This is a genomic window from Dyella sp. 01N448 (assembly GCF_056399225.1).
In genome coordinates this window covers 36794-62126 of the sequence record NZ_JBFTQX010000013.1, presented here as the reverse complement: position 1 = coordinate 62126, position 25333 = coordinate 36794, and the positions used below count along the sequence as shown (strand labels likewise).

Annotated in this window: 22 protein-coding genes; 10 read left to right on the top strand and 12 right to left on the bottom strand. The window is 65.0% G+C overall.

Features of this window, described 5'->3' with window-relative positions; translation table 11 throughout:
- Positions 1-46: 46 nt before the first annotated feature.
- The 3 genes from gcvT (at position 47) to metJ (ending at position 2836) form a co-directional block, all read left to right on the top strand.
- Positions 47-1147: a glycine cleavage system aminomethyltransferase GcvT gene (gene gcvT / locus AC1DKY_RS17860; protein WP_441604981.1), complete on the top strand. Its 1101-nt coding sequence runs from the start codon at positions 47-49 to the stop codon at positions 1145-1147.
- A 105-nt stretch (positions 1148-1252) separates the two neighbouring features.
- Positions 1253-1648 carry a glycine cleavage system protein GcvH gene (gene gcvH / locus AC1DKY_RS17855; RefSeq protein ID WP_046972737.1) on the top strand — a complete coding sequence of 132 codons (396 nt, stop codon included), beginning with the start codon at positions 1253-1255 and terminating at the stop codon, positions 1646-1648.
- 624 nt (positions 1649-2272) lie between these two features.
- Complete coding sequence (metJ, locus tag AC1DKY_RS17850; protein WP_441604980.1) at positions 2273-2836, top strand: met regulon transcriptional regulator MetJ; 564 nt, start codon at positions 2273-2275, stop codon at positions 2834-2836.
- Positions 2837-3250: 414 nt separating this feature from the next.
- Here metJ and AC1DKY_RS17845 read toward each other — a convergent pair whose 3' ends face one another.
- Entirely contained in the window at positions 3251-3460 is a 210-nt protein-coding gene (locus tag AC1DKY_RS17845) for a hypothetical protein (protein WP_441604979.1), read from the bottom strand.
- Between the two features lie 60 nt (positions 3461-3520).
- On the opposite strand from AC1DKY_RS17845, the gene AC1DKY_RS17840 reads away from it, so the two are divergent.
- The gene (locus AC1DKY_RS17840) at positions 3521-4339 is read left to right on the top strand and encodes an energy transducer TonB (RefSeq protein WP_441604978.1); all 819 of its coding nucleotides are present in this window, start codon (positions 3521-3523) and stop codon (positions 4337-4339) included.
- Between the two features lie 86 nt (positions 4340-4425).
- Here AC1DKY_RS17840 and AC1DKY_RS17835 read toward each other — a convergent pair whose 3' ends face one another.
- Both AC1DKY_RS17835 and AC1DKY_RS17830 read right to left on the bottom strand, forming a co-directional pair.
- The gene (locus AC1DKY_RS17835) at positions 4426-5727 is read right to left on the bottom strand and encodes a serine hydrolase domain-containing protein (RefSeq protein WP_441604977.1); all 1302 of its coding nucleotides are present in this window, start codon (positions 5725-5727) and stop codon (positions 4426-4428) included.
- 145 nt (positions 5728-5872) lie between these two features.
- On the bottom strand, positions 5873-7474 hold the full coding sequence (locus tag AC1DKY_RS17830) for a GMC family oxidoreductase (protein ID WP_441604976.1): 1602 nt from the start codon (positions 7472-7474) through the stop codon (positions 5873-5875).
- A 74-nt stretch (positions 7475-7548) separates the two neighbouring features.
- On the opposite strand from AC1DKY_RS17830, the gene AC1DKY_RS17825 reads away from it, so the two are divergent.
- On the top strand, positions 7549-8865 hold the full coding sequence (locus AC1DKY_RS17825) for an NTP/NDP exchange transporter (RefSeq protein ID WP_441604975.1): 1317 nt from the start codon (positions 7549-7551) through the stop codon (positions 8863-8865).
- 7 nt (positions 8866-8872) lie between these two features.
- Here AC1DKY_RS17825 and AC1DKY_RS17820 read toward each other — a convergent pair whose 3' ends face one another.
- The 3 genes from AC1DKY_RS17820 to mtgA all read right to left on the bottom strand — a co-directional run bounded on the left by AC1DKY_RS17820 (position 8873) and on the right by mtgA (position 11150).
- Complete coding sequence (locus AC1DKY_RS17820) at positions 8873-9301, bottom strand: CBS domain-containing protein (RefSeq protein ID WP_121877911.1); 429 nt, start codon at positions 9299-9301, stop codon at positions 8873-8875.
- Positions 9302-9404: 103 nt separating this feature from the next.
- A complete protein-coding gene (locus tag AC1DKY_RS17815; RefSeq protein ID WP_441604974.1) occupies positions 9405-10343 on the bottom strand; it encodes a glycosyltransferase family 2 protein in 939 nt (312 codons plus the stop codon).
- 66 nt (positions 10344-10409) lie between these two features.
- Positions 10410-11150: a monofunctional biosynthetic peptidoglycan transglycosylase gene (mtgA, locus tag AC1DKY_RS17810; RefSeq protein ID WP_441604973.1), complete on the bottom strand. Its 741-nt coding sequence runs from the start codon at positions 11148-11150 to the stop codon at positions 10410-10412.
- 131 nt (positions 11151-11281) lie between these two features.
- Between mtgA and hslO the strand changes: the two genes are divergently transcribed.
- Positions 11282-12181 carry an Hsp33 family molecular chaperone HslO gene (gene hslO, locus AC1DKY_RS17805; RefSeq protein WP_441604972.1) on the top strand — a complete coding sequence of 300 codons (900 nt, stop codon included), beginning with the start codon at positions 11282-11284 and terminating at the stop codon, positions 12179-12181.
- A 225-nt stretch (positions 12182-12406) separates the two neighbouring features.
- Here the strand turns inward: hslO and AC1DKY_RS17800 are convergent, their stop codons facing one another.
- Positions 12407-15244, bottom strand: coding sequence for a bifunctional diguanylate cyclase/phosphodiesterase (locus tag AC1DKY_RS17800; protein WP_441604971.1), 2838 nt, complete (start codon positions 15242-15244; stop codon positions 12407-12409).
- 323 nt (positions 15245-15567) lie between these two features.
- On the opposite strand from AC1DKY_RS17800, the gene AC1DKY_RS17795 reads away from it, so the two are divergent.
- Positions 15568-16485: a hypothetical protein gene (locus AC1DKY_RS17795; RefSeq protein WP_441604970.1), complete on the top strand. Its 918-nt coding sequence runs from the start codon at positions 15568-15570 to the stop codon at positions 16483-16485.
- Positions 16486-16565: 80 nt separating this feature from the next.
- Here AC1DKY_RS17795 and AC1DKY_RS17790 read toward each other — a convergent pair whose 3' ends face one another.
- The 5 genes from AC1DKY_RS17790 to AC1DKY_RS17770 form a co-directional block, all read right to left on the bottom strand.
- A complete protein-coding gene (locus AC1DKY_RS17790) occupies positions 16566-17468 on the bottom strand; it encodes a DUF4097 family beta strand repeat-containing protein (RefSeq protein ID WP_441604968.1) in 903 nt (300 codons plus the stop codon).
- A gap of 19 nt (positions 17469-17487) precedes the next feature.
- Positions 17488-17934: a hypothetical protein gene (locus AC1DKY_RS17785; RefSeq protein WP_441604967.1), complete on the bottom strand. Its 447-nt coding sequence runs from the start codon at positions 17932-17934 to the stop codon at positions 17488-17490.
- Positions 17931-18482 (bottom strand): RNA polymerase sigma factor, encoded by a 552-nt coding sequence (locus AC1DKY_RS17780; RefSeq protein WP_121877918.1) that lies wholly within the window; start codon positions 18480-18482, stop codon positions 17931-17933. Before AC1DKY_RS17780 ends, AC1DKY_RS17785 begins: the two co-directional genes overlap by 4 nt.
- A 155-nt stretch (positions 18483-18637) precedes the next feature.
- Positions 18638-20482, bottom strand: a complete 1845-nt coding sequence (locus tag AC1DKY_RS17775) for a phosphoenolpyruvate carboxykinase (GTP) (RefSeq protein ID WP_441604966.1) — start codon at positions 20480-20482, stop codon at positions 18638-18640.
- 174 nt (positions 20483-20656) lie between these two features.
- Positions 20657-21235 (bottom strand): TetR/AcrR family transcriptional regulator, encoded by a 579-nt coding sequence (locus AC1DKY_RS17770; protein WP_441604965.1) that lies wholly within the window; start codon positions 21233-21235, stop codon positions 20657-20659.
- Between the two features lie 127 nt (positions 21236-21362).
- Between AC1DKY_RS17770 and AC1DKY_RS17765 the strand changes: the two genes are divergently transcribed.
- The 3 genes from AC1DKY_RS17765 to AC1DKY_RS17755 all read left to right on the top strand — a co-directional run bounded on the left by AC1DKY_RS17765 (position 21363) and on the right by AC1DKY_RS17755 (position 25332).
- Complete coding sequence (locus tag AC1DKY_RS17765; RefSeq protein ID WP_441604995.1) at positions 21363-22253, top strand: alpha/beta fold hydrolase; 891 nt, start codon at positions 21363-21365, stop codon at positions 22251-22253.
- A 42-nt stretch (positions 22254-22295) separates the two neighbouring features.
- Positions 22296-24767, top strand: a complete 2472-nt coding sequence (locus tag AC1DKY_RS17760) for an acyl-CoA dehydrogenase (protein ID WP_441604964.1) — start codon at positions 22296-22298, stop codon at positions 24765-24767.
- Between the two features lie 97 nt (positions 24768-24864).
- Entirely contained in the window at positions 24865-25332 is a 468-nt protein-coding gene (locus AC1DKY_RS17755; protein ID WP_441604963.1) for a hotdog fold domain-containing protein, read from the top strand.
- Position 25333: the final 1 nt, after the last annotated feature.

The window sequence follows — 25333 nt, the reverse complement described above, 5'->3', positions numbered from 1 at the left end:
TCCATGCGCCCGGCGATAATGCTTCTTTCCCCAGAGCACGACTGCGATGACCGACAAGACCGTACTCAATGACACCCATCGTGCGCTGGGCGCACGCATGGTCGATTTCGGCGGGTGGGACATGCCGATCAACTACGGCTCGCAGATCGAGGAACACCACGTCGTGCGCCGTGACGCCGGCATGTTCGACGTCTCCCACATGACCGTGGTCGACCTGCACGGCGCACGCACGCGCGAGTTCCTTCGCCATCTGCTGGCCAACAGCGTCGACAAGCTCAAGGTGCAGGGCAAGGCGCTGTACTCCTGCATGCTCAACGAGCAGGGCGGCGTGATCGACGACCTGATCGTCTACTTCCTGGGCGAGGAGTTTTTCCGCCTGGTGGTGAACGCGGCCACCCGCGAGAAAGACCTTGCGTGGATCACCAAGCAGGCCAAGGCGTTCGACGTCGAGGTCAAGGAGCGTCCGGACTACGCCATGATCGCGGTGCAGGGTCCGAACGCCCGCGCCAAGGTGATCGGCCTGCTGGCCGAGGTGGATCACGAGCGCATGAAGAAGCTCGGCAAGTTCGCTGCCGCCGCGGCGCAGGGTCCGCATGGCATGCCGCTGTTCGTTGCCCGCACCGGCTATACCGGCGAAGACGGATTCGAAATCATCGTGCCGCAGGAACACGCCGTGGCCCTGTGGCAGGCGCTCGCCGCCGCCGGCGTCGCGCCGGCCGGACTGGGTGCGCGTGACACGCTGCGCCTGGAGGCGGGCATGAACCTCTATGGCCAGGACATGGACGACACCGTGTCGCCATGGGAAGCGAACCTGGGCTGGACCATCGCACTGGACGAAGGTCGCGACTTCATCGGCCGCAAGGCGCTCGAGGCGCAGAAGGCGGCGGGTGTACAGCGCGTGATGGTCGGCCTCGTGCTCGACGACAAAGGTGTGCTGCGTCACGGTCAGGCCGTGCTCACCGCCAACGGCGCCGGCGAGATCCTGTCCGGCAGCTTTGCGCCGACGCTCAACAAGGCGGTGGCGTTTGCGCGCATTCCGGTCGGCGAGCCGGGTGACGTGCGCGTGGATATCCGCGGCCGCGAAGTGCCGGTACGCATCGTGAAATACCCCTTCGTGCGCGACGGCCAACCCTGCGAAGGCATCTGACTTCAGGCATCAATGCGGCACGGGCTAAGCCCGTGTTGCCCATCGGGTGAAGGCAGCTAGAATTGGCGCTCCACCCACGACCCATACCAACGACTGGATCCGATCATGAGCGAGATTCCCGGCGATCTGAAATTCCTCAAGTCCCACGAATGGGCCCGCGTCGAAGACGACGGCCTGGTTCGCGTGGGTATCTCCGACCACGCCCAGGGCCAGCTTGGTGACCTGGTGTACGTCGAGCTGCCGGAGATCGGCGCGAGCGTGCAGGCCGGTCACGGCGTTGCCGTGGTCGAGTCGGTCAAGGCCGCTTCGGACATCTACAGCCCGGTCTCCGGCGAGATCGTGGCGGTCAACGAAGAGCTCAACGACAAGCCCGAAACCATCAACGAAGACGCCTTCGGCAACGGCTGGATCTTCCTGGTCCGCGCCAGCGATCGCGGCGAGCTCGATGAGCTGCTCGACGCCGACGCCTACGCCGAGCTGGTCGAAAACGAAGACCACTAAGCCCTGACGTTCGATGCTGCACCCGATGCCGGCCGCCTCAAGCGGCCGGCTTCTTTTTGAGTCGCGGGATCGGTTTTTTCGACGCGCGAAGAACCGATCCGGAGAGGATTGGAGGCGTCGATTTTTACGTTGAAGTTATCGCCGTCCATGCCGATAGAAGTCCAACATGGCGATCCGGCAAGCCGGGGTCGCGTCGCGAGTCGACCCTCTTCGACGCCTCCGGACCTGCCGATGACGGTCCGGAACGACCCTCCGGACCGGTCTTTGAAAAAATAAATTCAGTCGCCTTTCGTTCATCAAAAGGGGTGTGCCGGGGAGGCCCCCGGCATGTCGTTGATGTGTCTCGACTTGTGAGACGCACGTCTGTCAGGCGGCTGTGCACGGAAAAGACAAAATGGCTTGTTTTAAGCGGTTTTGTCGGTGTCGAGGTAATCAAAAGGGCATTAACATCTGGATGTATGGACGTCCAAACGAAAATGCCTTCAAACCCCCGTAAGGCCTTGTCTGGCGGGGGTTTGGACCCTCCCGGGGGTGGATGAAACGGATTGATTTAATGGTTAAAATCAATTGACAGCTGAAATCTTCAGGAATAGCTTTCGCATCGGAACACGGAGAACGGGTGCCATGGCAACATCGAAATTCATCAAGCCTTATGTCGATCATGGAGAGAAGGCCGGCGCAGTACGCAAGATCACGGTCTCGATCCCATTGCACATTTTGAGGCCCTTGTCTGACGAACGCACCCGTCGTCAGGTGAACAATCTTCGGCACGCCACGAACAGCGATCTGCTGGTTGAGGCGTTCCTGCACGCTTTTACTGGGCAACCACTGCCAACTGATGAGGAGCTGAGACGAACTATGGCCACTGCCAAGAAAGCCACCGCAAAGAAGGCCGCCAAGAAGGCGTCCAAGAAGACCGCCGTGAAGAAGACCGCTGCCAAGAAGCCGGTCGCCCGCAAGCCGGCCGCCAAGAAGGCTGCCAAGAAGGTCGCCAAGAAGGCTGTTGCTAAGAAGCGCCCGGCTGCTGCCAAGAAGGCTGCCGTGAAGAAGGTCGCGACCAAGAAGGTTGCGAAGAAGGCTGTTGCTAAGAAGCGCACCGTGAAGAAGGCTGCCGCTGCCAAGGTCGTCAAGGCGACCAAGGCTGCGAAGGCCCCCAAGGCTGCCAAGGCCCCCAAGGCCAAGAAGTAAGCTTTAAGCGTTACTCTTAATAACAAGCAAGAACGACTTTTCTCCCCGCGGTGCCCAGCGCGGGGAGAGTCCTTCGAAAGAGCGACTCGTCCCGGCCCTTGCCGGGACGCTTCGTTTGTGGGGCCTGAAAAACTCTGTAGGAGCGCACTTGTGCGCGACCGGGGGCACGGCTCCGTAGGGTTGTCGCGCACAAGTGCGCTCCTACAGGAGACAGAGAGCATTACCTCGGCGGAATCTTGGGTAAGAAAATTTCCTAGCGACGACGGTCAGGCGTCAGCGACGCCCGAGCAAGCCCGATACGACGCGATGTGCGGCTAGTCGCCGACACGACGACCGATTTGCCGTAGTGCTGCATTACGGTTACCTTTCACACATCCGCGCCGCGGTGGCCTGGGGAGGCTGCCGCTCCTGGATTCACAGGGGGAAAAAGCGCGGGTATCTGATGCCACTCGGTGAGAGATCATGGATACCCGAAACAAACATCATGCGCGTAGCTACGCGCGTGGGGCCATTCGGCCCGCTGCCATTGCCATTGTTGCTGTCGTTGCCGTCCTTGCCGCAGCTTCTTGGTTCCTCATCATCAAACCGCACCAGGACCTGGTCGATGCCGACGTCGGTGCGCATCCGTCCACGCCGATAAAGGCGGGTCCTGAAGCACCGCCACCACCGGTCAACGTGGCCGCCATGAGCATGAACCAGCTGCTCTCGGAAGCCCGCAAGGCGGTCAACGAACAGCGTCTGCTGGCCCCGGCCGGCAACAACGCCTTCGAGTTCTATCTAAAGGTGCTGGAGAAGCAACCGGGCAACCCGGTGGCCACCGATGCGCTGCGCGAGACCTTTCCGGTGGGCGCCAGCGTGGCCGAACAGGCGATCAACCAGCGCGACTTCAACGAAGCCCAGCGACAGATCGATCTGCTCACCAAGGCCGACCCGGCGAACTACACGCTGACCATCCTGCGCTCCAAGCTCGATGCCCAGCGCAAGTTGCTCGATCGCGAGCAGCAGCTGGCCTCGGACAAGGAGAAGCAACAGCAGCTGGCCACGCAAAAGGCAGCGTCGGATAAGGCCGATGCCGATCGCCTTGCTGCCGAAGCCCAGCAGAAGGCGCTGGCCGACCAGCGTGCGGCACAGGCACGCGCGGCGCAGCAACAGGCGGCGGAAGCGGCCCGTCAGCAGCAGGCCTCGCCCACCACCGCCAGCGCCGGCAACAGCGGGACGGCGAGTGCCGCCGGTACGCATCCGGCCGTGCTGTTGCGCAACGTGCCGCCGCGCTATCCGACCACCGCCGTCCGTGCGAACCAGGAAGGCTGGGTGGAAGTGGCCTTCACCATCACGCCCGAAGGCACGGTGGACGACGTCAAGGTGGTGGATGCCGAGCCGCGTCACGTGTTCGATCGTGCAGCCACCGAAGCGGTGAGTCGCTGGAAGTACCAGCCGGCCACGCAGGACGGCAGCCCGGTGTCGTCGCAGGACAAGCGCCGCATCGTGTTCAAGCTCAACTGATGGATGACTGGCCGCACTGGCGGCCAGCGCCCGGCAACGCAAAGCGCCGCATGGAAACATGCGGCGCTTTTTTCATGGGCTGGTCGTTAGCGCTTGCTGCCGTGCGCCGTGGTCGCGCTCTTGCTCTTCTTGCGCGTCTTGCCCTTGGCCGTGTTGGCTGCCGGCGCATCGCTTTCGATGCCCGCCCAATCCACGTGCGGAAGCCCGAGCAGGCTGTCGAATACCATCGGCAGCAGGCCGGCGGGCAGGGGATCGGCGGAGTTCCACATCATCACCAGGCCCACGTGCTGCCGGGGCAGGAAGCCGATCATGGTGCGATAGCCTTCGACCGCGCCGGCGTGGAAGATCATCGTTTCGCCTTCGTAATCGAACACGCGCCAGCCCAGCGCGTAGGAGGCATCCTCCAGCCGCGCGCGACGCCACGGCGCCGAATGCATCTCGACCGGGGTGGACACCTCCGGTGCGTGCAGCGTGTTGAGCAGCGAGGCCGGCAGCACATCCGGTCGACCGCCCATCTGCGCGATCAACCACTGCTCCATGTCCTTCAGGCTCGCATTGACGCCCGCCGCGGGAGCCACGCGGTAATAGGCATCCTTGGGCTCGAACGGAATCCAGCCGTTGCTGCCGGGACGATGCGGGCGTGCCCAGCTCTTGCTCGCTTCCAGTGCTTCGCGACCGTAGCTCGCCGTTTTCATGCCCAGCGGGAAGAAGATGTTCTTGTCGACCTGGCGGGTGAAGAAGTCGCCGGTCTGCGCATAGACCACGTCGCCGATCAGGCTGAAAGCGATGTTTTGATAGCCATAGCACTGACCCACATCGCAGGTAAGCGAGACCTCGTCGAGCCGGCGCACCAGTTCTTCATAGGGCACGTTGTCCTCGAGCATGCTGTCGTAGGTGTTCTTGGGCAGGCCCAGACGCTGGCCGAGAATGTCGCGCACCGTCGCCTGCTGCGCGGCGCTGTCGCTCTTGAGCCGGAAGAACGGCAGCACGTTGACGAGCCTGGTATCCCAGGAGAGCTTGCCATTGCCCACCAGCACGCCCGTGAGGGCCGTCGCGAACGCCTTGGACAGCGATGCCAGCCGGAACACCGTCTCGGGCGTCACCGGCTCGCGCGTGGCGGCGTTGGCGTAACCGATGGTGTCTTCGAACACGACTTTGTTGTCGGCCACCACGGCGGTCGCCAAACCGGCCACCACGTTGCGCTGATCCACGCGCCCCAGCCACTGCTGGTAAGCACTCAGCGTGTCCTTCATGCGATCGGCAGGCACGCCCGGCGAGGACGCAGAAACGTTGGCGTCGTTCGCCGGTGCCGCCGCATATGCGGCGGGCAGGGTGCCGGCCCATCCCAGGGCGGCGGCAATGAGCAGTGGAAGCGTGCGTAACGTCATGCTGTTCGAATGGGCTGGGCGTCGCGTGACGCGGGTCGAAGGACAGCTCGGAGCGAGCTGGGCGTTGAGCCAGGTCGATCCATGACGGCCGCCGGAGAGTAGCGCAGGAAACCTGGAAAATCCTCTGCCCATATGGCGGATGGATCTACTGGGACAATCCCGCCGCCTGCTTGGTTTCATTCAGGATCAGCGCGCTGGCCCGCTCGGCGATCATGATGACCGGCGCATTGGTGTTGCCGGTGGGCAGGCTGGGCATCGCCGATGCATCGACCACGCGCAGGTTCTGCACGCCGCGTACACGCAGCTCGCTGTCCAGCGGCGCATCGCTGTCGCCGCCCATGCGGCAGGTTCCCACCGGGTGATAGATGGTCTCCGCCTTGCGCCGGATGAAGTCGGCGTACTCGGCATCGCTGGCGATTGCACGTTCGGGAAAAACCGGCGCGCCGCGAAACCGGTTGAAGGCGGATTGCGAGAGGATCTCACGCGACAGGCGGGCGCCTTCGATCATGCGCTGGAGATCGTGCCCTTCGGCATCACCCAGATAATTGGCGTGGATGGCGATGGGCTCGGCGGGATCCGCCGAGCGCAGTCGCAGCATGCCGCGGCTGCGCGGATGCAGGCAGCAGGCATGCACGGTGTAACCGTAACCGGGCAGGCGATGGCGGCCGTGGTCATCCAGTAGCGCCGGCACGAAATGGAACTGCAGGTCGCAGCGTTCGTCCGAGGCCAGCCGGCTGCGCACGAAGCCGCCGGCCTCGGCGATGTTGGAGGTGCCCGGCCCCTCGCGATGACGCAGGAAGCGCCACCCTGCCGCCAGTTCGTTGAGATGGTCGTAGGTGATCCTCTGCGTGCTGCCGTCGAGCGTGCAGATGTCCAGGTGATCCTGCAGATTCGCGCCCACGCCGGGCTGATCGACCTGCACGGCTATGCCATGTTCGCGCAGATGATCGGCCGGCCCGATGCCGGAAAGCATCAGCAGCTGCGGCGTGTTTACCGCACCGCCGGCAAGAATCACCTCGCCGCCTTCGATCAGTACATCGCTGCCTTGCAGTTGCACCCCGACCGCGCGCCCTTGGGCGATCACCACGCGCGCCGCCAGGGCGCCGGTACGCACCTGGAGATTCGGTCGCTCCTTCGCGGGTCGCAGATAAGCCGCTGCAGTGGAGCAGCGCGCGCCGTGGCGCTGGGTCACCTGATACAAGCCAAAGCCGTCCTGACTCGGGCCGTTGAAGTCGTCATTGCGCTGGTAGCCGGCGCTCAGGGCGCTGTCGATGAACACCTCCGACAGCGGATTGCGATACCGAAGGTCGCTGACGCCCAGCGGACCACCGCTGCCATGCAGGCTGCTGGCGCCGCGCGTGTTGTCTTCGCTGCGCAGGAACCACGGCAGCACCTGCTCCCATGACCAGCGCGCATCGCCGGTGGCCTGCGCCCAGCGATCGTAGTCTCCCGGTACGCCGCGGACGTAGCACATGGCATTGATCGAACTGGAGCCGCCCAAGGTTTTGCCGCGGGGCCACCACAGCGTGCGGTCATACAGCTGCGCCTGCGGTTCGGTGCGGTAGTTCCAGTTGAGGCGCCGGTTGTTGGCCAGGCGCGCGATGCCTGCCGGCATGTGGATCAATGGATGCCAGTCCGACGGCCCGGCTTCGAGCAGCAACACGCGCTTGCTGCCGCTGGCGCTCAAGCGGTTGGCCAGCACGCAACCGGCCGAGCCTGCGCCGACGATGATGATGTCGTAGGTCATCCCAATCCCCTGGTCCTTGTCGGCGTTCGCTAGGCCGCATGCTAGTCTGTGACGGACCCCCGCTGGAAACGCCGGTGAATACCCCCCGACCCGCCGCAGCGAACGAAGGCCTCGCGTCGATCCTCTCGGCAGTGGCCTTCTTCTTCGTGATGACGGCCTATTACATCATCCGGCCTGTGCGCGACCAGCTCAGTGGCGCCGTCGGCTCCCAATCGCTACCCCTGTTCTACGCCAGCACCTTCGGCGTGATGTTGTTGCTGACGCCGGTGTTCGGCGCGCTGGTCTCGCATTTTTCGCGCAAGCGACTGCTCGGCTGGAGCTACAGCTTCTTCGTCGCCTGCCTGCTCGCCTTTGTGCCGGCCTTCATGGCGCAGGATCGTATCGGTGCGCGCACGCTCGGCGTGGGCTTCTTCATCTGGGTCAGCGTGTTCAACCTGTTCGTGGTGTCGCTGTTCTGGAGCTTCATGGCGGACATCTTCAAGAGCGTGCAGGCGCGTCGCGTGTTTCCGCTGATCGCGCTGGGCGGCATGGCCGGCGCCATCTTCGGGCCGCTGGTCACCAAGTTCCTGGTGCAGGTCATCGGCGTGGCCTCATTGCTGGTGGTCTCGGCGGTGGCGCTGGTGATCGCGCTGACCCTGCTGGTGACACTCTCCTCTCGACACGATTGCCGCGAAGAGGCGCGCAACGACGAACCCATCGGCGGTTCGCTGTGGGCCGGCATCAAGGAATTGTGGACGCGTCCGTTCCTGCGCTACATGGCGGTGCTGATGGTGCTGGGTGATGGCATCGGCACGCTGGCCTATGCGCTGATGGCCGACTACACCAAGGCGCATCTGCCGGATCGGGTGGCGCGCACCTCGTTCTACAACGACCTGGATCTCTACGCGAACCTGCTCGGCGCGGTGCTGCAACTGACGCTGACGCGCTGGCTGCTGGTGCGCAAGGGAGCGGGCCCGGGGCTGGTGCTGCCTTCGATCGTGAACTTCGTGCTGCTCGTGTTGCTGGTGATCGTGGGCATCGGCAACGTCAGCCTGTTCGGTGCCATGGTGCCGATGCTCTCGATCATGCTGGTCGGCTCGCGGGGCTTCGCCTATGGCATGACCAAGCCGGCGGTCGACGCGCTGTACACCCGCGTGCCGCGCGAGACGCGCTACAAGGGCAAGAACTTCGTGGAGACGGCGATCTGGCGTTTCGGCGACGTGCTGGTCACCAGTGGCGTGAGCGTGCTTGGCACGCTGGGCATGGCAGCCACCGGCATGGCCGGCATCGGTGCGGGCGTCGCGGTGGTGGCCACGTGGGTGGCTGCGCGCGCCGGTCATTCACCCGACCTGCTGCCGGAGCAGCGGGCCGGAGAGGACGCGGCCGCGCAGGCCGAAACCGCCAAAGCCTGAGCGTCGCTCAGCTGGTGATGTAGCGCTGCAGTTGTTCGATCTGTTCGGCCTGGGCGTCGATCACTTCCTTCACCAGGTCGCCGATGGAGATGACACCCACGACCCGTTCGCCGGTCACCACGGGCAGGTGACGGATGCGGCTGTCGGTGCACAGGCGCATGCAGTCGAATACGTCGGTATCGGGCCCCACCGTCAGCGGCGGGCTGCTCATGATCTCCGAGACCGCGGTCTGCGCGGAGGAACGACCCTGCAGGATCACCTTACGGGCGTAGTCACGTTCGGAGACGATGCCCACCAGCCGATCCTCGCGCATCACCAGCAGCGCGCCGACTCGGCGTTCCGCCATGTGCTTGATCGCTTCGAGCACGGGCGCGTCCGGTGCAATGCTGAAAATGTCGGTGCCCTTGCCTTCCAGCAAATGCTTGACTTGTCGCATGCTTGAACCTCCCAGGAGGCCGCCGATCGGCCGCATGCAGGGAGTCTAGCGCCGCCGCGCGGACGTGGTGTTGGCCCGATGTGAAGCGCGCGGCGAAAGCCGCTCAGGGCTTGGGACGCTCGTCGTAACGCTCTTCGATGAAGTACAGCGGACGCTGTTTGCTCTCGGCATAGTTGCGCCCCAGGTACTCGCCGATCACGCCCAGTGCGAGCAGCTGCACGCCGCCCATGAACAGGATCACCACCATCAGGGACGGGTAGCCACGCACCGGATCGCCGAGCAGCATCGCCTTGCCGAACACCCAGATGCCAAACAGAAAGGCGAGCAGCGAGGCCAGTACGCCCGTCCAGGTGGCCAGCCGCAGGGGCGCGGTGGAGAACGAGGTGAAGCCTTCGACGGCCAGCTGCAGCAGGCGCCAATAATTCCATTTGCTGGCGCCGGCCTGGCGTGGCTCGCGCAGGTAATGGACGGCCGTCTGCCGATAGCCGATCCAGGTGAACAGCCCCTTCATGAAGCGCTGGCGCTCGCGCAGCTGGCGCAAGGCGTCCAGCGCGCGGCGCGACAGCAGGCGGAAATCGCCGGTGTCGCGCGGCACCTGGATATCGGAGACCTGTTCCATGCTGCGATAGAACAGGGCCGAGGTGAAACGCTTGAAGCCGGTATCGCCCTGGCGCGTGTTGCGCGTGGCATAGACCACATCGAAGCCCGCGTGCCAGCGCTCCACCAGCGAGGGAATCAGCTCCGGCGGGTCCTGCAGGTCGGCATCGATCACGACGGCGGCATCGGCGTCGACCTGATCCAGGCCGGCGGTCAGCGCCGCTTCCTTGCCGAAGTTGCGCGAGAGTTTGATCGCGCCGACGCGGGCGTCGCCGGCGGCCAGGGTGTTGATGAGTTCCCAGGTGGCGTCGGTACTGCCGTCGTCGACGTAAAGCACGTCGCAAGAGAACGGCAGTTCGTCCAGCACCTGGCTCAGGCGGAGGTGGAAGCTTGGCAGCACGGCTGCCTCGTTATAGGCCGGCACGACAACGGTTAGGCGTGACATGGCAGGCGCGACGATTCCCCGGAGAGTGGGCGCATGCTAGTGCACTGGCAGGTCGCGGGGCGAGCCTCAGTGTCGCCGCGTGTCGCGCGGGGGCTGTCGGCTTTGCAGGTAACCCGGGCCGCCCAGTTGCCCCATCTGCTGCTGGATCCAGTTCGCACGGCTCTGTACGTAAGGCGTGGGGCGATCCGCGTGGAAGCGTCGAGGGCTGGGCAGCACCGCGGCGAGGCGCGCCGCCTGCGCCGCGCCAAGGCGCGCCGGGGCCATATGAAAATACGCGTCGCTGGCCGCACCGACGCCGTAGATGCCATCGCCCAGCTCCGCGATGTTCATATACACCTCGAGAATGCGTTGCTTGGGCCAGGTCAGCTCGATCAGCACGGTGAAATATGCTTCCAGCCCCTTGCGGATGAAACTGCGCCCGTTCCACAGGAACAGGTTCTTGGCCGTCTGCTGGCTGATCGTGCTGGCGCCGCGCAGGCGACGGCCTTCATCGGCGGCATCAACGGCGGTCTGGATGGAGTCGAAATCAAAGCCATGGTGGTAGGGGAACTTCTGGTCCTCGCCGGCCACCATCGCTAGTGGCACATACGGCGACACCTGACTCCAGGGCACCCACCGATGCTGCAGGCGAAAGTCTTTCTCGCCATGGATGAGCGCGCCCAGCTGGCGCTCCATCATCACCGCCGAGGTCAAGGGCGGCACGAAGCGCAGCACCAGCACCACCAGCCAGCTCAGCGCCAGCCAGGAGATCGCAAGCAGCATCAGGGTGCGGAGCAGGCGGGCGGCGAACGGGCGTCGTGGATTCATGGCGGCGCTTGGACGGAATTGGCGGCAGTATAGGAGGCGCCAGCCCCTTCCCCGACAGCCCGTATCAAAGGTCGTTGTGCCTGGATGCAGGCGCCCCCATCTAGGGGGATTGCTCTTGAGAGGTCGATCCCGTGGAAACCGTGCTAGTCGAAGATGTACTGCATCGCTTCATGCTTGAGCGCGCCGGCGTGCGCGGCGTGCTCGTCCGTCTCGGCCCGGCCTGGCGCGAAGTTGCCGGCCGCGCCCACTATCCGGCGGCGCTGCGCTCGGTGCTCGGCCAGACCCTGGTCGCCAGCGCGCTGCTGACCGGCAACATCAAGCTTGATGGCGCGCTCTCGGTGGAATTGAAGAGCAGCGGCCCGCTGCGCCTGTTGTTCGCCGAGTGCACCGATCACGGCCGCCTGCGCGGCCTGGCGCGCTGGAACGATCCGCTGCCCGAAACGCTGGACCTGGCGGCGATGCCCGACGCCATCATGGCGATCACGATCGGCAATGCCGAGCGCGGCCAGCGCTACCAGGGCCTGGTCGACCTGCAGCATCCGGAGCTGGCCTCGGCGCTGGAAAATTATTTCAGCCAGTCCGAACAGCTGCCGGCACGCATCGTGCTGGCGGCCGATGGCGAGCATGCCGTGGGCCTGATGCTGCAGAAGCTGCCGGACGAAGGCGGCCACGACGCCGTGGAAGACGAAGACGCCTGGACGCGCATCCAGCATCTCACTGCCACGCTGGGCCAGCAGGAGCTGCTGTCCACGCCGCCGGAGCAGCTTTTGTATCGCCTCTACCACGAGGAGTCCGTGCGCCTGTTCGACCCACGCCCGCTGGCCTTCGGTTGCAGCTGCACGCGCGAGCGCGTGGAAGCGGTGCTGCGCTCGCTTGGCCGCGACGAAGTGGAAGCGGCGCTGGAAGCGCGCGAAGGCGAAATCGAAGTGATCTGCGAGTTCTGCGCGCAGCGCTATACCTTTGATCGCGTGGATGCGGAGCATCTGCTGAGTGTGACGCCGGCGGCGAGTGCGCCGCATACGGCACAGTAAACCTGCGGTGTCACAAAAGGGCCGGCAGCCGAAAGGCGCCGGCCTTTTCTTTTGCCCGTCATTCCGGCGCAGGCCGGAATCCAGTGGCGTGGGTATTTGGTTCTAGCGTTACGACAGCCTGCGTTGGAGGCTCCGCAAAAATCCATTGCATCGCAACTGGATTCCGGCCTGCGCCGGAATGACGATCAGGTGGAACCGAGGGAGAGAAGCGAAGGGTGCGAGGCCCTATGGCAACGCAAAATGATGCTCTCGCTGCAGCCACACCTCAGCCATCTTCGGCGTCGCAAACAGGAAGCCCTGGCCGAAGCGGCAGCCGATGCGCAGCAGTGCCTCGCGCTGGTCTTCTTCTTCGATGCCTTCGGCGATCACCTGCATCTGCAGCGAATTGGCCAGCGCCTGGATGGCGCGCACCACCGCGGCGCCGTGACCGCCTTCGCGCGGCAATTCCACGATAAAGGAGCGGTCGATCTTCAGCGTCTCGATCGGGTACTGGTGCAGATAGCTCAGCGACGAGTAACCCGTGCCGAAGTCATCCAGCGCGATGCTCACGCCATGACCGCGCAGATTGTCGAGCATGCGCTTCACCTGGACAGCGTTCTCCAGCAGCGCGCGCTCGGTCACCTCGACGCGCAGGCAGCGCGGCGGCAGGTGATGCGACTCGATCAGGTCGAGCAGGCGCTTGTCCAGGTCGAGCGAACGGAAGTGGCGACCGGACACGTTGATGCTGACGAAGCCATCGCTGCCCGCCAAGGCTTCGGCCTGCGCGCAGACCTGCTCGAAGATCTGCCAGTCGATGGCTTCCGAGCAGCCGCTTTCTTCGGCCACGGCAAGGAAATCGCCGGGCGTGAGCAGGCCGCGGTCCGGATGGCGCCACCGCAACAGCGCTTCATAGCCCACCGTGCGGCCGGTCTGCAGCGCCACGATGGGCTGGTAGAACGGCACGAATTCGTTGCGGCTCAGCGCGCGGCGCAGGTCGCCTTCCATTTCCAGCAGCGACAGAGCTTCGCGGCGCAGGCGATCGTCGAACACCGCGGCGCGATGGCGACCTTCGTCCTTGGCGCGATACATCGCCGCATCAGCGTCGCGCAGCAGCTCTTCCGGACGCTGGTAATGCGGGCTGGGCAGGGCGATGCCGATCGATGCCGAGGTGAAGATTTCCTTCGCGCCGAGGCGGAACGGCGTCTGCAATTCGTCGATGATGCGTTCGGCGATCAGCATCGCCATCTTCGGATCGGTGATGCCTTCGGCCAGCACGGCAAATTCGTCGCCGCCCAGGCGCGCCACCACGTCGCGCGTCTTCAAGCACGCGCGGATGCGGCCGCCGACCTGGAACAACAGATCGTCGCCGACCAGGTGGCCGACGGAATCGTTGATGACCTTGAAACGATCCAGGTCGATGAACAGCACCGCGAACAATTCCTGCGTGTCGCCGTGATAGCGCTGCAGGGCCTGCTCGAGGCGCTGCAGCAACAGCGTGCGATTGGGCAGGCCGGTCAGCGAATCGTGCAGGGTCTCGTACTTGAGGCGGCGCTCCACGCGCTCGCGCTCGGCAATCTGTTCGCGCAGGTCACGGTTGGCCAGCGCGAGGGCGCGCGTGCGCTCGGTGACGCGGCGCTCCAGGCTGGCATAGGCCTGCTTCAGCGATTCGGTGGTGTGCTTGCGTTGCAGCGCGTTGGCGACGTGGTAGCCCACGAAGGTGAGCAACTCCTGGTCGCGCACGTCGTAAGTATGTTCCGGCGAGTAGCTCTGCACGGCCAGCACGCCCATGGCGCGATCGCCCCAGACCAGCGGCACGCCCAGCCAGCACACCGAACGCGAACCACGATGGGTGATTTCGCCGCTCTGCTGCAGGCGATCGAATTCCGCCGGATCGGCCAGCAGTGGCTTGGCGTGGCGCAGCACGAATTCGGTGACGCCGCGGCCATGCGCGCGCGGCAGGCGCACGGTGTCGAATTCGTCGACGGAGTAGGGGAAGCTAAGGGTTTTCTGCTCTTCGTCCAGCAGCGCGATATAGAAGTTGCGCGCATAGAGCAGGCCGCCGATCACACGGTGAACGGCGGCATAGAAGTTGTCGATGCTTTCGGAAGCATTGGCCAGCTCCGCGATGCGGAACAGCGCCGCCTGCAGGCGCTCGCCACGCTGGCGCTGCAGCACCTGCTGGCGCAGCACGCGGTTGGCTTCGCGCAACGCCGCCGTGCGGCTGGAGACGCGGCGTTCGAGTTCTTCGTGCGCCTCGCGCCGTTCCAGCGCGGTCTGCACATGTTTGGCGACATAGCTGAGCAGTTCGCGGTCGTGCTCGCTGTAATGGGTGTCCTCGCGATAGCTCTGCATCACGATGCCGCCGACCACGCGACCGTCGCGCAGCAGCGGCACGCCCAGCCAGTGTTCGCACACCGGGCCCAGCAGCACGAAGCGTCCCTTGAACTGTTCGGTCAGCTCGGCCACCGAACCCATGATCGCCTGGCCGCCCTGCAGCAGATTCCAGGTGAGGCTGTAACGCATCTCCTGCAGCGGCACCGATTCGTCGGGCGAGGGCGGTTCCTTGTCCATCGTGTCGACGTAGTACGGAAAGCGCACCGTATCGGTCGCGGCGTCGTACAAGGCGATGTAGAAATTTTCCGCGTACATCAGGCTGCCGAGAATGGCGTGCAGCGAGTGCATCATCTCGGTCATGTTGTGCTCGGCGCCCGCCTGGTCGGCAATGGCGTAGAGCGCGCGCTGCAGACGCTCGGCCAGCGCCAGCCGCGAAATGGCTTCGTACAGGCGCGAGGTTTCCGCCAGCTGGCGCAGGCGGCAGGCCAGCAGCCGACCGATCCACGCCAGGTTCTCTCTCATCGGGTCCGAGATCGAACCCGTGGGCAAGGCCAGCACCAGCGAACGCAGGCCTTGCGGATCCTCCGCCAGATCCAGCTGGGTGATCTGCTCGTTCGGCGGCTCGGTGTCGCCCAGCAGGCGCCAGTGCAGGCGGCCTTCGATGCCCAGATCGCGCAGCATGACTTCGCAGATTTCCGCCACGCTCGCAGCATCAGCCGCGCGGAAGAGTCGCTCCACCGCGGCATGCATGGCTGCGACAGCGCTGTCCGCAGGCCATGAGGGCATTGTGCTGGAAGGGACCGATGTCATCAGTCGTGGGGCGATTCCGGGCATTGTCGACAGGAGAGGACTATATATCGCCTCCATTCAGCTTTGTCGCCGGGTCTGTAAACCGGGAACCTATTGGGTTGGCAGATGTCAAAAATTCGTGAGATGGGCCATACGGACTTGGTTCACAAACTGGGAATCTGGGTGTTAGCAAAAAGTAAAATGTGGTATCGTTAGGCCTAACTCGTCTCTGGGAGGGGGCGAATCCGTTCCTGCCTATCTGTATCGCGGGGGTTTCGCGTTTCATGCGTCGTCTGTTCTTGTCATTGCCACTGCTGTTGATGCCGCTGATCGCGGCAGGACAGACTGCGGCCAGTGATTCGTACAGCGCGGCCGGTCGCCTGCTCTCGCAGACGCCGGATCAGACCTCCCAGGCCGCTGCCAACGGCGTGCCCCTGTGGCGCGGCTCCGATGGCCGTTGGCTGGCGTTGCAGTCGAACAGCGACACGCTGGGTTCGGCGCAATTGGCCGATACGCCGCTGCAGTTCCGCGCGGTGGATTCGGCCACCGTGCAGTCTTCCGAATTCCGCTACGGCATCGCCCCCAACGTGCAGGCGCACGTGGGCGTGAGCGAGCACAACTGGGCGAACAACCAGGCGCCGCGCATCATCGGCAGCGAAGTGGGCGCAACGTATAACGATGGTCGCTATTCGCTCGGCCTGAGCGTGGGCACCGACAATGTGCAGGGCGCTGCCACGCTGCCGCGTCTGCTCCCCGGCGCCATGCCGGGTGTCAACGGCCTCTCCGGTTTCGACAGCAGCACCCAGGTCAATGCGCGTGGTCGCTTCGCCCTGGATGGCAAGAGCGGCATCGATCTGGGCGCCAGCGTCGGCCGTGTGCGTCTGCTGCCTGGCAACGTGCTGGGCGTGAATGCACTCGACCAGAAAGCGGTGAGTTTTGGCGTCGATCGCGGTCCGCTGAGCGGCAGCATCGTGGGTCGTACCATGGCGCCGGAAGCGGGTGTGCCCGGTGGCGCCGGCTACAACCCGGATCGTCGCTGGAACAGCATTGACCTGGGCGTGACCTGGCGTCTGCCGTGGCAGGGCCAGCTGAGCATCGGCGCGCAGAATCTGTGGTCGTCGGGCAATGCCATCAATACGCCGGCGGGCCCGGAACCTGACCAGTCGCGCACGCCGTACGTGCAGTACCACCAGGATCTCTGATTCAAGCCGTCGACCATCGGTTGAACGCGCAAAGAAAACGCCGGGCTTGCCCGGCGTTTTTCGTTGCTGCCAGTCGGTGATCAATCCTGCCGGCGGATGCGCAGGTCGCCGCTGAAGGTTTCGACATTCATCTTGGCGCCGCCCGCACCCGCCGTGGCTTCCAGCTCGCTGCCGGGGCCGTGCTCGGGTTTCTTCACCGTGCCGAAGTCGCTGCGCAGGTCGCCGCTGAAGGTGGAGGCCTTGATGATCGCCGACAGGTTGGACGGCACCTGGATCTGCACGTCGCCGCTCATGCTGTCGACGTCATAGCTGCCATTGGGCGCGACGCCGCCGGCCAGCTGCACATCGCCCGAGACCGTGCTCAGGTTGAGCCTGCGCCACGGACCACCGCTGACATGGATGCGGCCGGAGACCGTCTGCAGGTTGGCCTCGGTGCCCACGTTCGGCGCGAGGATGTCGCCGCTCACCGTCTGCAACGCCACCTTGTCCGCGCTGCCGGCCAGCTCCAGGCTGCCGCTCACGGCGTCGGCATCGACGCTGGGCGAGCGGGCATTGATGCGCGCCTTGCCGCTGACCGTGTTGACCTTGATGCTGCCGCCGTCGATGCCGTCGATGTTCATCGGCGCGCTCACCACGTCGACATCGAGCGAGGCGCCCTTGGGCACGCGCACATCCAGCGTGGTGGAACCCATCGAGCTGTCGCTGCCCCAGCTGAACAGGCCGGACTTGCCCTGCGGTTCGACCTTGATACTCAAGCTGCTGTTGCTGCCTTCGATGGCCAGCGGCTTGGCGCCGTCGCCGAGTCGGCCGGTGACTTGCACCTGGTTGCGATCCCAGGCGCTCACGGTCACGGCGCCCTTGACGTTGCTGATGCTCACATGCGCGTTGGGCAACGCGTCGTGGCTGAGGTTGATGGGCGTGTCGGCCAGGGCCTGGCCGATCGACAGGCTGAGCAGGAGTGGGATGACGCGTGCGGTTTTCATGGTGAAGGCTCCGCTGGACTCAACCAGCCTGGTGTTCCATCTGTCGCAGCTGCGACTGTTGTTTCTGGGTGCGCATCAGCAGTCGCTGCAGCGCCGGTGAGTCGGGCGCCTGTTCGATGGCCTGGCGCAGTTCCATGTTGGCGGCATCCAGTTCCACCGCCGCGCCGGCAAGGCGCGGATCGTTCGGACGCCAGCGGCTCACGTCCGGCGTGGTGGACGCCGTGGCATTGGCCAGCGTGCGATCGCGCAGGTGCACCGCAAGACTGCCGGCAAACAGCGACAAGCCGACGAAGCTGGCGGCGATCAGCCAGTTTTGCGGCTGGCGCCATGCGCGTCGTGCAGTGGGCACGACCGTGCTGGTATCGGCTGCATCGAGTGCAGCGTCGATCCCGGACCACAGATCGCGACGTGGAGTAACCGGTTCGCGCAGGGCGCGTGTCTGGCGCAGCCATTCAAATTCGTTCATGAGCGTTCTCCCAAAACTTTCCGCAGCAGGCCGCGGGCGCGATGCAATTGCGCCTTGGACGAACCCACTGCCATGCCGAGTTCGGCACCGATCTCCTCGTGTCGCCAACCTTCCACGTCGTGCAGCACCAGCACGGCGCGCGCCCGTGGCGGCAGTTTGCCAATGGCACGTTCCAGTTCGTCGCGTTCGGCGGCGCAGAACGGCGTTTCACCGTGATCGGGGATCAGTTCCTCGTCCATCATGGTGACCGGGTCCGAACCGCGCGACCTGATATCCATCAACGCGACATTCACCGCCAGGCGATACAACCAGGTACTAAACGCACTATCGCCGCGAAAGCCGGACAGTTTCTGCCAGGCGCGGATGAAAGCTTCCTGGGTGAGATCCTCGGCGCGGGCGTGGTCGTAGCCGGCCAGGCGCAAGATGGCGCCGTAGATGCGGTCCACATGCGCCCGATAGAGCCGCTGGAAAGCCGCACGATCGCCACTCGCCGCCGCCTGGACGTCGTCCATGTCATGAGACTCCGCGGCGGGCGCTGGCGGCGGCATGGTGGTTCCGGTGGCGGGGCAGGCAGCAATCATCTTGCCAGCTTGGATGCACCGGCGCGCAGCAAGGTTTAGAGCCCTTGGGCGAGGAGAGGGTCAGCCTGCCTCAGTAGCAAGAGATCCTCGCCGGCCGCGTCGGGCCGGCGAGGGGGAGGGCGTCAGGAGGCGACGGCCGCGCGCGGCGGGACAGCCGCATCGTTGAGCGCCTTGGCGACGCGCTGTTGTTCGGCATGCAGCTCGTGCGGCATGCGCTGGCCGAAGCTCTCCAGGTACTCGCCGATGGCGGCGAGTTCGGCGGTCCAGCCGGCCTGGTCCACTTCGAACAAGGTGTCGACCGTGGCGCGGTCGAGCTGGAGGTCGTCGAGCTTGATCTCGCCAGCCTTCGGCAGCGTGCCGATCGGCGTGTGGTTGCCCGCGGCGCGGCCTTCCACGCGATCGATCATCCACTGCAGCACGCGCAGGTTGTCGCCGAAGCCCGGCCACAGGAAGCGGCCGTCCTCGCCCTTGCGGAACCAGTTGACGTGGAAAATCTTCGGCAGCTTGGCGCCCGGCTGGTCAAACGAAAGCCAGTGACGGAAGTAGTCGCCGTAGTGATAGCCGGCGAACGGCTTCATGGCCATCGAGTCGCGGCGCAGCACGCCGACGGCGCCGGTGGCGGCGGCGGTGGTTTCCGAGCCCATGGCGGCGCCGACAAGCACACCGTGCTTCCAGTCCTTCGCCTCGAACACCAGGGGGATCAGTGAAGGACGGCGACCGCCGAACACGATGGCGCTGATCGGCACGCCCTGCGCATCCTCTGCGCGCGGCGACCAGGTCGGGCACTGCCTGGCGCTGACGGTGAAGCGCGAATTGGGATGCGCGGCCGGGCCGTTCGCCGGGTCATACGGACGCCCCTGCCAGTCGGTGACCGGCGTGCCTGGCAAGCCTTCCCACCACGGCTGGTTGTCGGCGGTGACGGCGACGTTGGTGAAGATGGTGTCGCGCGCAATCGTCGACAGCGCATTGGGATTGGTGGCGTCGCTGGTGCCCGGGGCCACGCCGAAATAACCGGCTTCCGGGTTGATCGCGTACAGACGTCCATCCGCACCCGGGCGCATCCAGCAGATGTCGTCGCCCACCGTCCACACCTTCCAGCCGTCCTGGCGGTAAGCCTCCGGCGGAATCAGCATGGCGAGGTTGGTCTTGCCGCAGGCGGACGGGAACGCGGCGGCGATGTAATGCGTTTCGCCCTGTGGGTTTTCGATGCCCACGATCAGCATGTGTTCGGCCAGCCAGCCCTCGGACTTGGCCTGGTAGCTGGCGATGCGCAGCGCGTGGCACTTCTTGCCGAGCAATGCATTGCCGCCGTAGCCCGAGCCGTAGGACTTGATGGTCAGCTCTTCGGGGAAGTGCATGATAAAGCGGCGCTCGGGATCGAGTTCGCCAGTGGAGTGCAGCCCCTTCACGAACGTGCCTTCGCGCTCGATGCGCGCCTGTGCGGCGGCGCCCATGCGCGTCATGGTGCGCATGTTGGCGACCACGTAGGGGCTATCGGTGATCTCAACGCCGCAACGGGCGAGCGGGGAGTCGATCGGGCCCATGCAGTAGGGAATCACATACATGGTGCGGCCTTCCATGCAACCGTCGAACAGCGCGTCCATCTTGGCGTGCGCATCGGCCGGGGCCATCCAGTGATTGTTCGGGCCGGCGTCGACCTCGTCCTTGGTGCACACAAAGGTGAGGTGCTCGACGCGGGCCACGTCGGAGGGGCTCGAGCGATGCAGGTAGCAGCCCGGATGGGTCTCCTGGTTCAACTCGATCAAGTCGCCGGTGCCCAGCATGTGCTGCACCAGCTGCTGGTACTCGGAGTCCGAGCCGTCGCACCAATGGATCTTTGCCGGACGGGTCAGCGCCGCGACCTCATCAACCCAGCGCTGCAGCGCTGCCAGCTTGCTCGACATCGTTTCCTCACTCTGGTCTTGAGCTAAAAAAGAACAGAAACGGTAACTTACGTGCACTGGCATGGCAAGGCATGGCGCAGCAAAAGCCAACTGGGCGCACCCCTAATTCGCTGCCAGACCCGATAGTTACAGGTGTAACTGCAGACCACTTTGCCAGCTGGACTACCAGTGGTTGGCAACATAAAAAAACGCCGCCCGAGGGCGGCGTTCGTGCGAGCGATGGTGCCTGGCCGAGGGTCAGGCCGGCGTGAGGGTGCGGATCATGTGCTCCACGTACGCATCGAACTCGTCATGGCTGATGCGCGGCAGGCCCAGCGTAAAGTTGAGCTGGAGGAAGCCCACATAGGCGGCATAAGTCAGCCGGGCGCGATTGAGCGCTTCTTCCGGCACCAGGCCGGCCTCGCTGTAAATGGTGGTGAGGAATTCCATGCGGCGCTGCGAAACGCGCGCCATCACCGGCACCACCTGCGGGTGATCCAGCGCCTTGAGCAACGCGGCATACACGCGGTGCGGTGCGATTTCATGCGCCACGCGGCGGAACAATTCGGGCAGGCGCGCGCGGGGATCGGGCATGGCCTCGATCTGGCTGATCACCTCTTTCTCGCCGTATTGCTCCCAGCGTTCCAGCGCCGCCTGCAGCAGCGCCTCGCGGGTACGGAAATGCCAGTAGAAGCTGCCCTTGGTGACGCCCAGCTGGCGTGCCAGCGCCTCGACGGCGAGTGCGCCAACGCCTTGGTCGGCGATCAGCCGGAGGGCGGCGTCTTCCCAATCCTCGGCGGACAGGCGGGTGCGTTCGGGTTTGGCGCTTGCATTCATACGCGTATGGTAGCCCCTGCGGGCCGCTTTGCAATTGGCGTCCGGGCAAGTCGTTGAATCGACGGAAACTCCGCGTTGCCGCAGCGCATATTGACGCAGCCATTTGTTGCAATCCATACTCATGCGTATGGTATCGACAACCCCGACCCAGAAATCCAGTAACTACGTCACGGCCGTCGACGGCCTGACGCTGGCTATCGATATTCGCCAGCCCACCGGCCATCCCACGCTGCTCTTCGCACACGGCTTCGGCCAGACGCGCGGCGCGTGGTGCACCACTGCCGAAGCGCTGGCGGACGAAGGCTTCCGCTGCGTCACCTTCGATGCGCGCGGCCATGGCGAGAGCGGCCACGTGGCGGGCGGCGATTACCACATGGAGCAATTCATCGGCGACCTGCGCCTGCTGGCGCACGCCGAGCTGAGCAAGCCGATCCTGGTCGGCGCGTCGATGGGCGGCCTGCTCGGGTTGGTGATCGCCGGCGAGATTGATCCGGAGGCGTTTCGCGCACTCGTGCTGGTCGACATCACGCCGCGTTGGGAAACCAAGGGCGTGGAACGCATCCTGGCCTTCATGCAGGCCCATCCCGACGGCTTCGAAAACTATGCGCAGGCGGCGGACGAAATCGCTAGGTACATGCCGCATCGCGCCGAGCGCAAAACCGAAGATCAACTGCGCCCCCTGCTGCGCGAAGGCGACGACGGTCGCCTGCGCTGGCATTGGGATCCGGCCCTGCTCAACGGATTGGTGAGCGAGAGCGAACGTTACCAGCCGCGCCTGATGTCGGCGGCGGCCAAGGTGCGCGTGCCGGTGTTGTTGTTGTCGGGCGGTCGCAGCGATGTCGTTTCGCGCGACACCGTCGATGAATTCCTGCAGCTGGTGCCGCATGCCGAGCATGTGGAGCTGCCGCGCGCCACACACATGGTCGCCGGCGACGCCAACGACGCATTCACCCGCGAGATCGCACGATTCGTGGGCCAGCTTTCTTCTACCGATCGCAGCGATGCGGTCACCGCCTGAATCCATGTTCCACCAAGACGTCATGCGTAACGAGGTGTTTGAATGTCCGTGATACTGACTTTGCTGGCGGCGCTGATTGCCACTGGCGCCTGTGCTTACCACCGCAGCAGTCTGCGCACGTGGGCGATTGCCACGGTGATCACGACCGTCGTGGTCGGCCTGGTTGCCGGCGCGCCGTGGACGACTTTCGTCCTGGTGGTGATCGAACTGGCGATCGCCGTGCCGCTGCTGATGGACGGTTTCCGCCGCAAGCAGATCAGCACGCCGCTGCTGAAGATGTTCGCCAAGGTCACGCCCAAGCTTTCCGAAACCGAACAGACGGCGCTTGAAGCAGGCACGGTCGGTTTCGAAGGCGAGCTGTTCTCGGGCAAGCCCGACTGGCATGAGCTGCTCAAGCAGCCCAAGCCGGAGTTGAGCGTGGAAGAACAGGCCTATCTCGACGGTCCCGTGGAAGAACTCTGCGGCATGATCGACGACTGGCAGATCACCCACGAGCTGGCCGACCTGCCGCCGGAAGTCTGGGCCTTCATCAAGAAGCACAAGTTCTTCGGCATGATCATTCCCAAGTCGTATGGCGGCCTGGGCTTCTCGGCGCTGGCGCACTCGGCGGTGCTGCAGAAGCTCGCGACTATGTCGGCCACGGTGGCATCGACGGTGGCCGTGCCCAATTCGCTGGGCCCGGCGGAACTGCTGCTGCACTACGGCAGCGACGAGCAGAAGAACCACTACCTGCCGCGCCTCGCGGTGGGCGAAGAAATTCCGTGTTTCGCGCTCACCGGCCCGTATGCCGGTTCCGATGCCACCTCGATCACCGACTTCGGTGTGGTCTGCAAGCAGGTGGTGGATGGGGTCGAAACGCTGGGCATGAAGCTCACCTTCGACAAGCGCTACATCACGCTGGCGCCGATCGCCACGGTAGTGGGTCTGGCCTTCCGTCTGTACGACCCGGAGAAACTGCTGGGCGACAAGGAAGACCTCGGCATCACGCTGGCGTTGCTGCCGCGTTCCACGCCGGGCCTGGAAATCGGTCGCCGTCACTTCCCCCTCAACGTGCCGTTCCAGAATGGTCCGCTGCACGGCAAGGACGTGTTCGTGCCGATGTCGGTGCTGATCGGCGGCCCGCATATGGCCGGCCATGGCTGGCGGATGCTGGTGGAATGTCTCTCGGTGGGTCGTGCCATTTCGCTGCCGTCCAATGCCACCGGCGGCGTGCGCGCTGCCGTTGCTGCGACGGGTGCCTATGCGCGCATGCGCAAGCAGTTCGGTCTTTCGATTGCACGCTTCGAAGGCGTGGAAGAAGCACTCGCCCGCATCGGTGGCCTGACATACGCGACGGCCGCTTTGTCGCGTGCCACCGCAGCCGCAGTGGATCGCGGCGAGAAGCCGGCGGTGCCGTCGGCGATCGCCAAGTACCACGCCACCGAGTGGGGCCGCATCATCGCCGGTGATGCGATGGACGTGCACGGCGGCAAGGCCGTGCAGCTGGGTCCGAAGAACTACGCCGGCCGCGCCTGGCAGGGCGTGCCCATCGCGATCACGGTGGAAGGCGCCAACATCATGACGCGCAGCCTGATGATCTTCGGTCAGGGCGCCATCCGCTGCCATCCTTATGTGTTGAAGGAAATGCAGGCGCTGTCGATTCCGGACTACGGCGATCGCCTCAAGGCGTTCGATCGCGCGTTGTTCGGTCATATCGGTTTCGGCATCTCCAACGCCGTGCGTTCGCTTACGCTGGGCCTCACCGGATCGCGCATCGGCGACACCGCGGGCGACGCCTATGTGCGTCGCTACTACCGCAAGCTCAACCGTTACTCGGCGGCGCTCGCGCTGTGTGCCGATACCTTCATGGGCGTGCTGGGCGGCAAGTTGAAGTTCAAGGAAAAGCTGTCCGCCCGCCTGGGTGACGTGTTGAGCTATCTCTACATCGCCAGCGCCATGCTCAAGCGTTATGAGGACACTGGCCGTCCGGAAGCCGATCGTCCGCTGTTGGCATGGGCGTTCCACGAGTGCATGTGGCGCATCCAGACCTCGCTCGACGGCGCCATCCGCAACTTCCCGGTGCGCCCGGTGTCCTGGCTGCTGCGTGCGCTGGTGTTCCCATGGGGACGCCGCGAAGTGCCGCCGTCCGATCGCCTGGGCCGCCGCGTCGCCGCCATCATCACGGCGCCGGGCGAGGCGCGTGATCGCCTGATCGAGTGGACCTATCTCACGCCGACCGCCAACAACACCATCGGCCGGATGAACGCACTGCTGCCCGACGTGATCGCGGCCGAGCCGGTGGAACGCAAGTTCGGCAAGGCGCAGAAGGCCGGCCAGTTCAAGTCGCACGACTTCGTGGGGCAGCTGGTCGAAGCGATGCAGGCGGGCGTGATCAATGCCGCCGAATTCGAACTGCTCAAGCGCGTGCGCGAGGGCGTGTTCGAGTTCATTTCGGTAGACGACTTCGATCCGTCCGAACTCCGTGCCGCGGTGACGCGCGCCGACCGCAACAAGAAGCTGGCCGACGCGGCCTGACGTTGCCGGCCGCCATGCCTGTTCACGCAAGCATGGCGGCAATCCATCGACACACGAAAGGGCAGCGCCGCCGCGTTGCCCGCGAGGGAGGTTTGGCATGAACCAGGCACTGTCGCTGTATCGTCGGTTGGTCACACTGCCCGGTGGCCGCTGGCTCTATGGCCGCCTGATCTGTTTGAAGGCGCCTTACTTCGCCACGATCGCTCCTCAGTTCCGCGCACTGGAACCGGGGCTCTGCGAAGTGGCGATCCGCGATCGCCGCCGCGTGCACAACCATATCGGCACCGTGCACGCGATTGCCCTATGCAATGCCGCCGAACTCACCGCGGGCATGATGACCGACGTGACCATCCCGTCGAGCATGCGCTGGATTCCCAAGGGCATGACGGTGGAATACCTGGCCAAGGCCACGGGCACCCTGGTGGCGCAGGCCAGGCCGGAATCGCCGGCGCGCGAGGCGACCAGCGGTTATGCGTGGCCGGCGCTGGTAAGCGTGCGCAACGAAGCGGGCGACGAAGTCTTCCGCGCGCGCATCGACATGTGGGTGTCGCCGCGCAAGTCGTGAA

Excerpts from the sequence above, each read along its gene's own strand:
- gcvT (WP_441604981.1), top strand. The coding sequence starts at position 47 with ATGACCGACAAGACCGTACTCAATGACACCCATCGTGCGCTGGGCGCA.
- gcvH (WP_046972737.1), top strand. The coding sequence starts at position 1,253 with ATGAGCGAGATTCCCGGCGATCTGAAATTCCTCAAGTCCCACGAATGG.
- metJ (WP_441604980.1), top strand. The coding sequence starts at position 2,273 with ATGGCAACATCGAAATTCATCAAGCCTTATGTCGATCATGGAGAGAAG.
- AC1DKY_RS17845 (WP_441604979.1), bottom strand. The coding sequence starts at position 3,460 with ATGCGCACCGACGTCGGCATCGACCAGGTCCTGGTGCGGTTTGATGAT.
- AC1DKY_RS17840 (WP_441604978.1), top strand. The coding sequence starts at position 3,521 with ATGAGCATGAACCAGCTGCTCTCGGAAGCCCGCAAGGCGGTCAACGAA.
- AC1DKY_RS17835 (WP_441604977.1), bottom strand. The coding sequence starts at position 5,727 with ATGACGTTACGCACGCTTCCACTGCTCATTGCCGCCGCCCTGGGATGG.
- AC1DKY_RS17830 (WP_441604976.1), bottom strand. The coding sequence starts at position 7,474 with ATGACCTACGACATCATCATCGTCGGCGCAGGCTCGGCCGGTTGCGTG.
- AC1DKY_RS17820 (WP_121877911.1), bottom strand. The coding sequence starts at position 9,301 with ATGCGACAAGTCAAGCATTTGCTGGAAGGCAAGGGCACCGACATTTTC.
- AC1DKY_RS17815 (WP_441604974.1), bottom strand. The coding sequence starts at position 10,343 with ATGTCACGCCTAACCGTTGTCGTGCCGGCCTATAACGAGGCAGCCGTG.
- mtgA (WP_441604973.1), bottom strand. The coding sequence starts at position 11,150 with ATGAATCCACGACGCCCGTTCGCCGCCCGCCTGCTCCGCACCCTGATG.
- AC1DKY_RS17800 (WP_441604971.1), bottom strand. The coding sequence starts at position 15,244 with ATGCATGCCGCGGTGGAGCGACTCTTCCGCGCGGCTGATGCTGCGAGC.
- AC1DKY_RS17795 (WP_441604970.1), top strand. The coding sequence starts at position 15,568 with ATGCGTCGTCTGTTCTTGTCATTGCCACTGCTGTTGATGCCGCTGATC.
- AC1DKY_RS17790 (WP_441604968.1), bottom strand. The coding sequence starts at position 17,468 with ATGAAAACCGCACGCGTCATCCCACTCCTGCTCAGCCTGTCGATCGGC.
- AC1DKY_RS17785 (WP_441604967.1), bottom strand. The coding sequence starts at position 17,934 with ATGAACGAATTTGAATGGCTGCGCCAGACACGCGCCCTGCGCGAACCG.
- AC1DKY_RS17780 (WP_121877918.1), bottom strand. The coding sequence starts at position 18,482 with ATGCCGCCGCCAGCGCCCGCCGCGGAGTCTCATGACATGGACGACGTC.
- AC1DKY_RS17775 (WP_441604966.1), bottom strand. The coding sequence starts at position 20,482 with ATGCCAGTGCACGTAAGTTACCGTTTCTGTTCTTTTTTAGCTCAAGAC.
- AC1DKY_RS17770 (WP_441604965.1), bottom strand. The coding sequence starts at position 21,235 with ATGAATGCAAGCGCCAAACCCGAACGCACCCGCCTGTCCGCCGAGGAT.
- AC1DKY_RS17765 (WP_441604995.1), top strand. The coding sequence starts at position 21,363 with ATGGTATCGACAACCCCGACCCAGAAATCCAGTAACTACGTCACGGCC.
- AC1DKY_RS17760 (WP_441604964.1), top strand. The coding sequence starts at position 22,296 with ATGTCCGTGATACTGACTTTGCTGGCGGCGCTGATTGCCACTGGCGCC.
- AC1DKY_RS17755 (WP_441604963.1), top strand. The coding sequence starts at position 24,865 with ATGAACCAGGCACTGTCGCTGTATCGTCGGTTGGTCACACTGCCCGGT.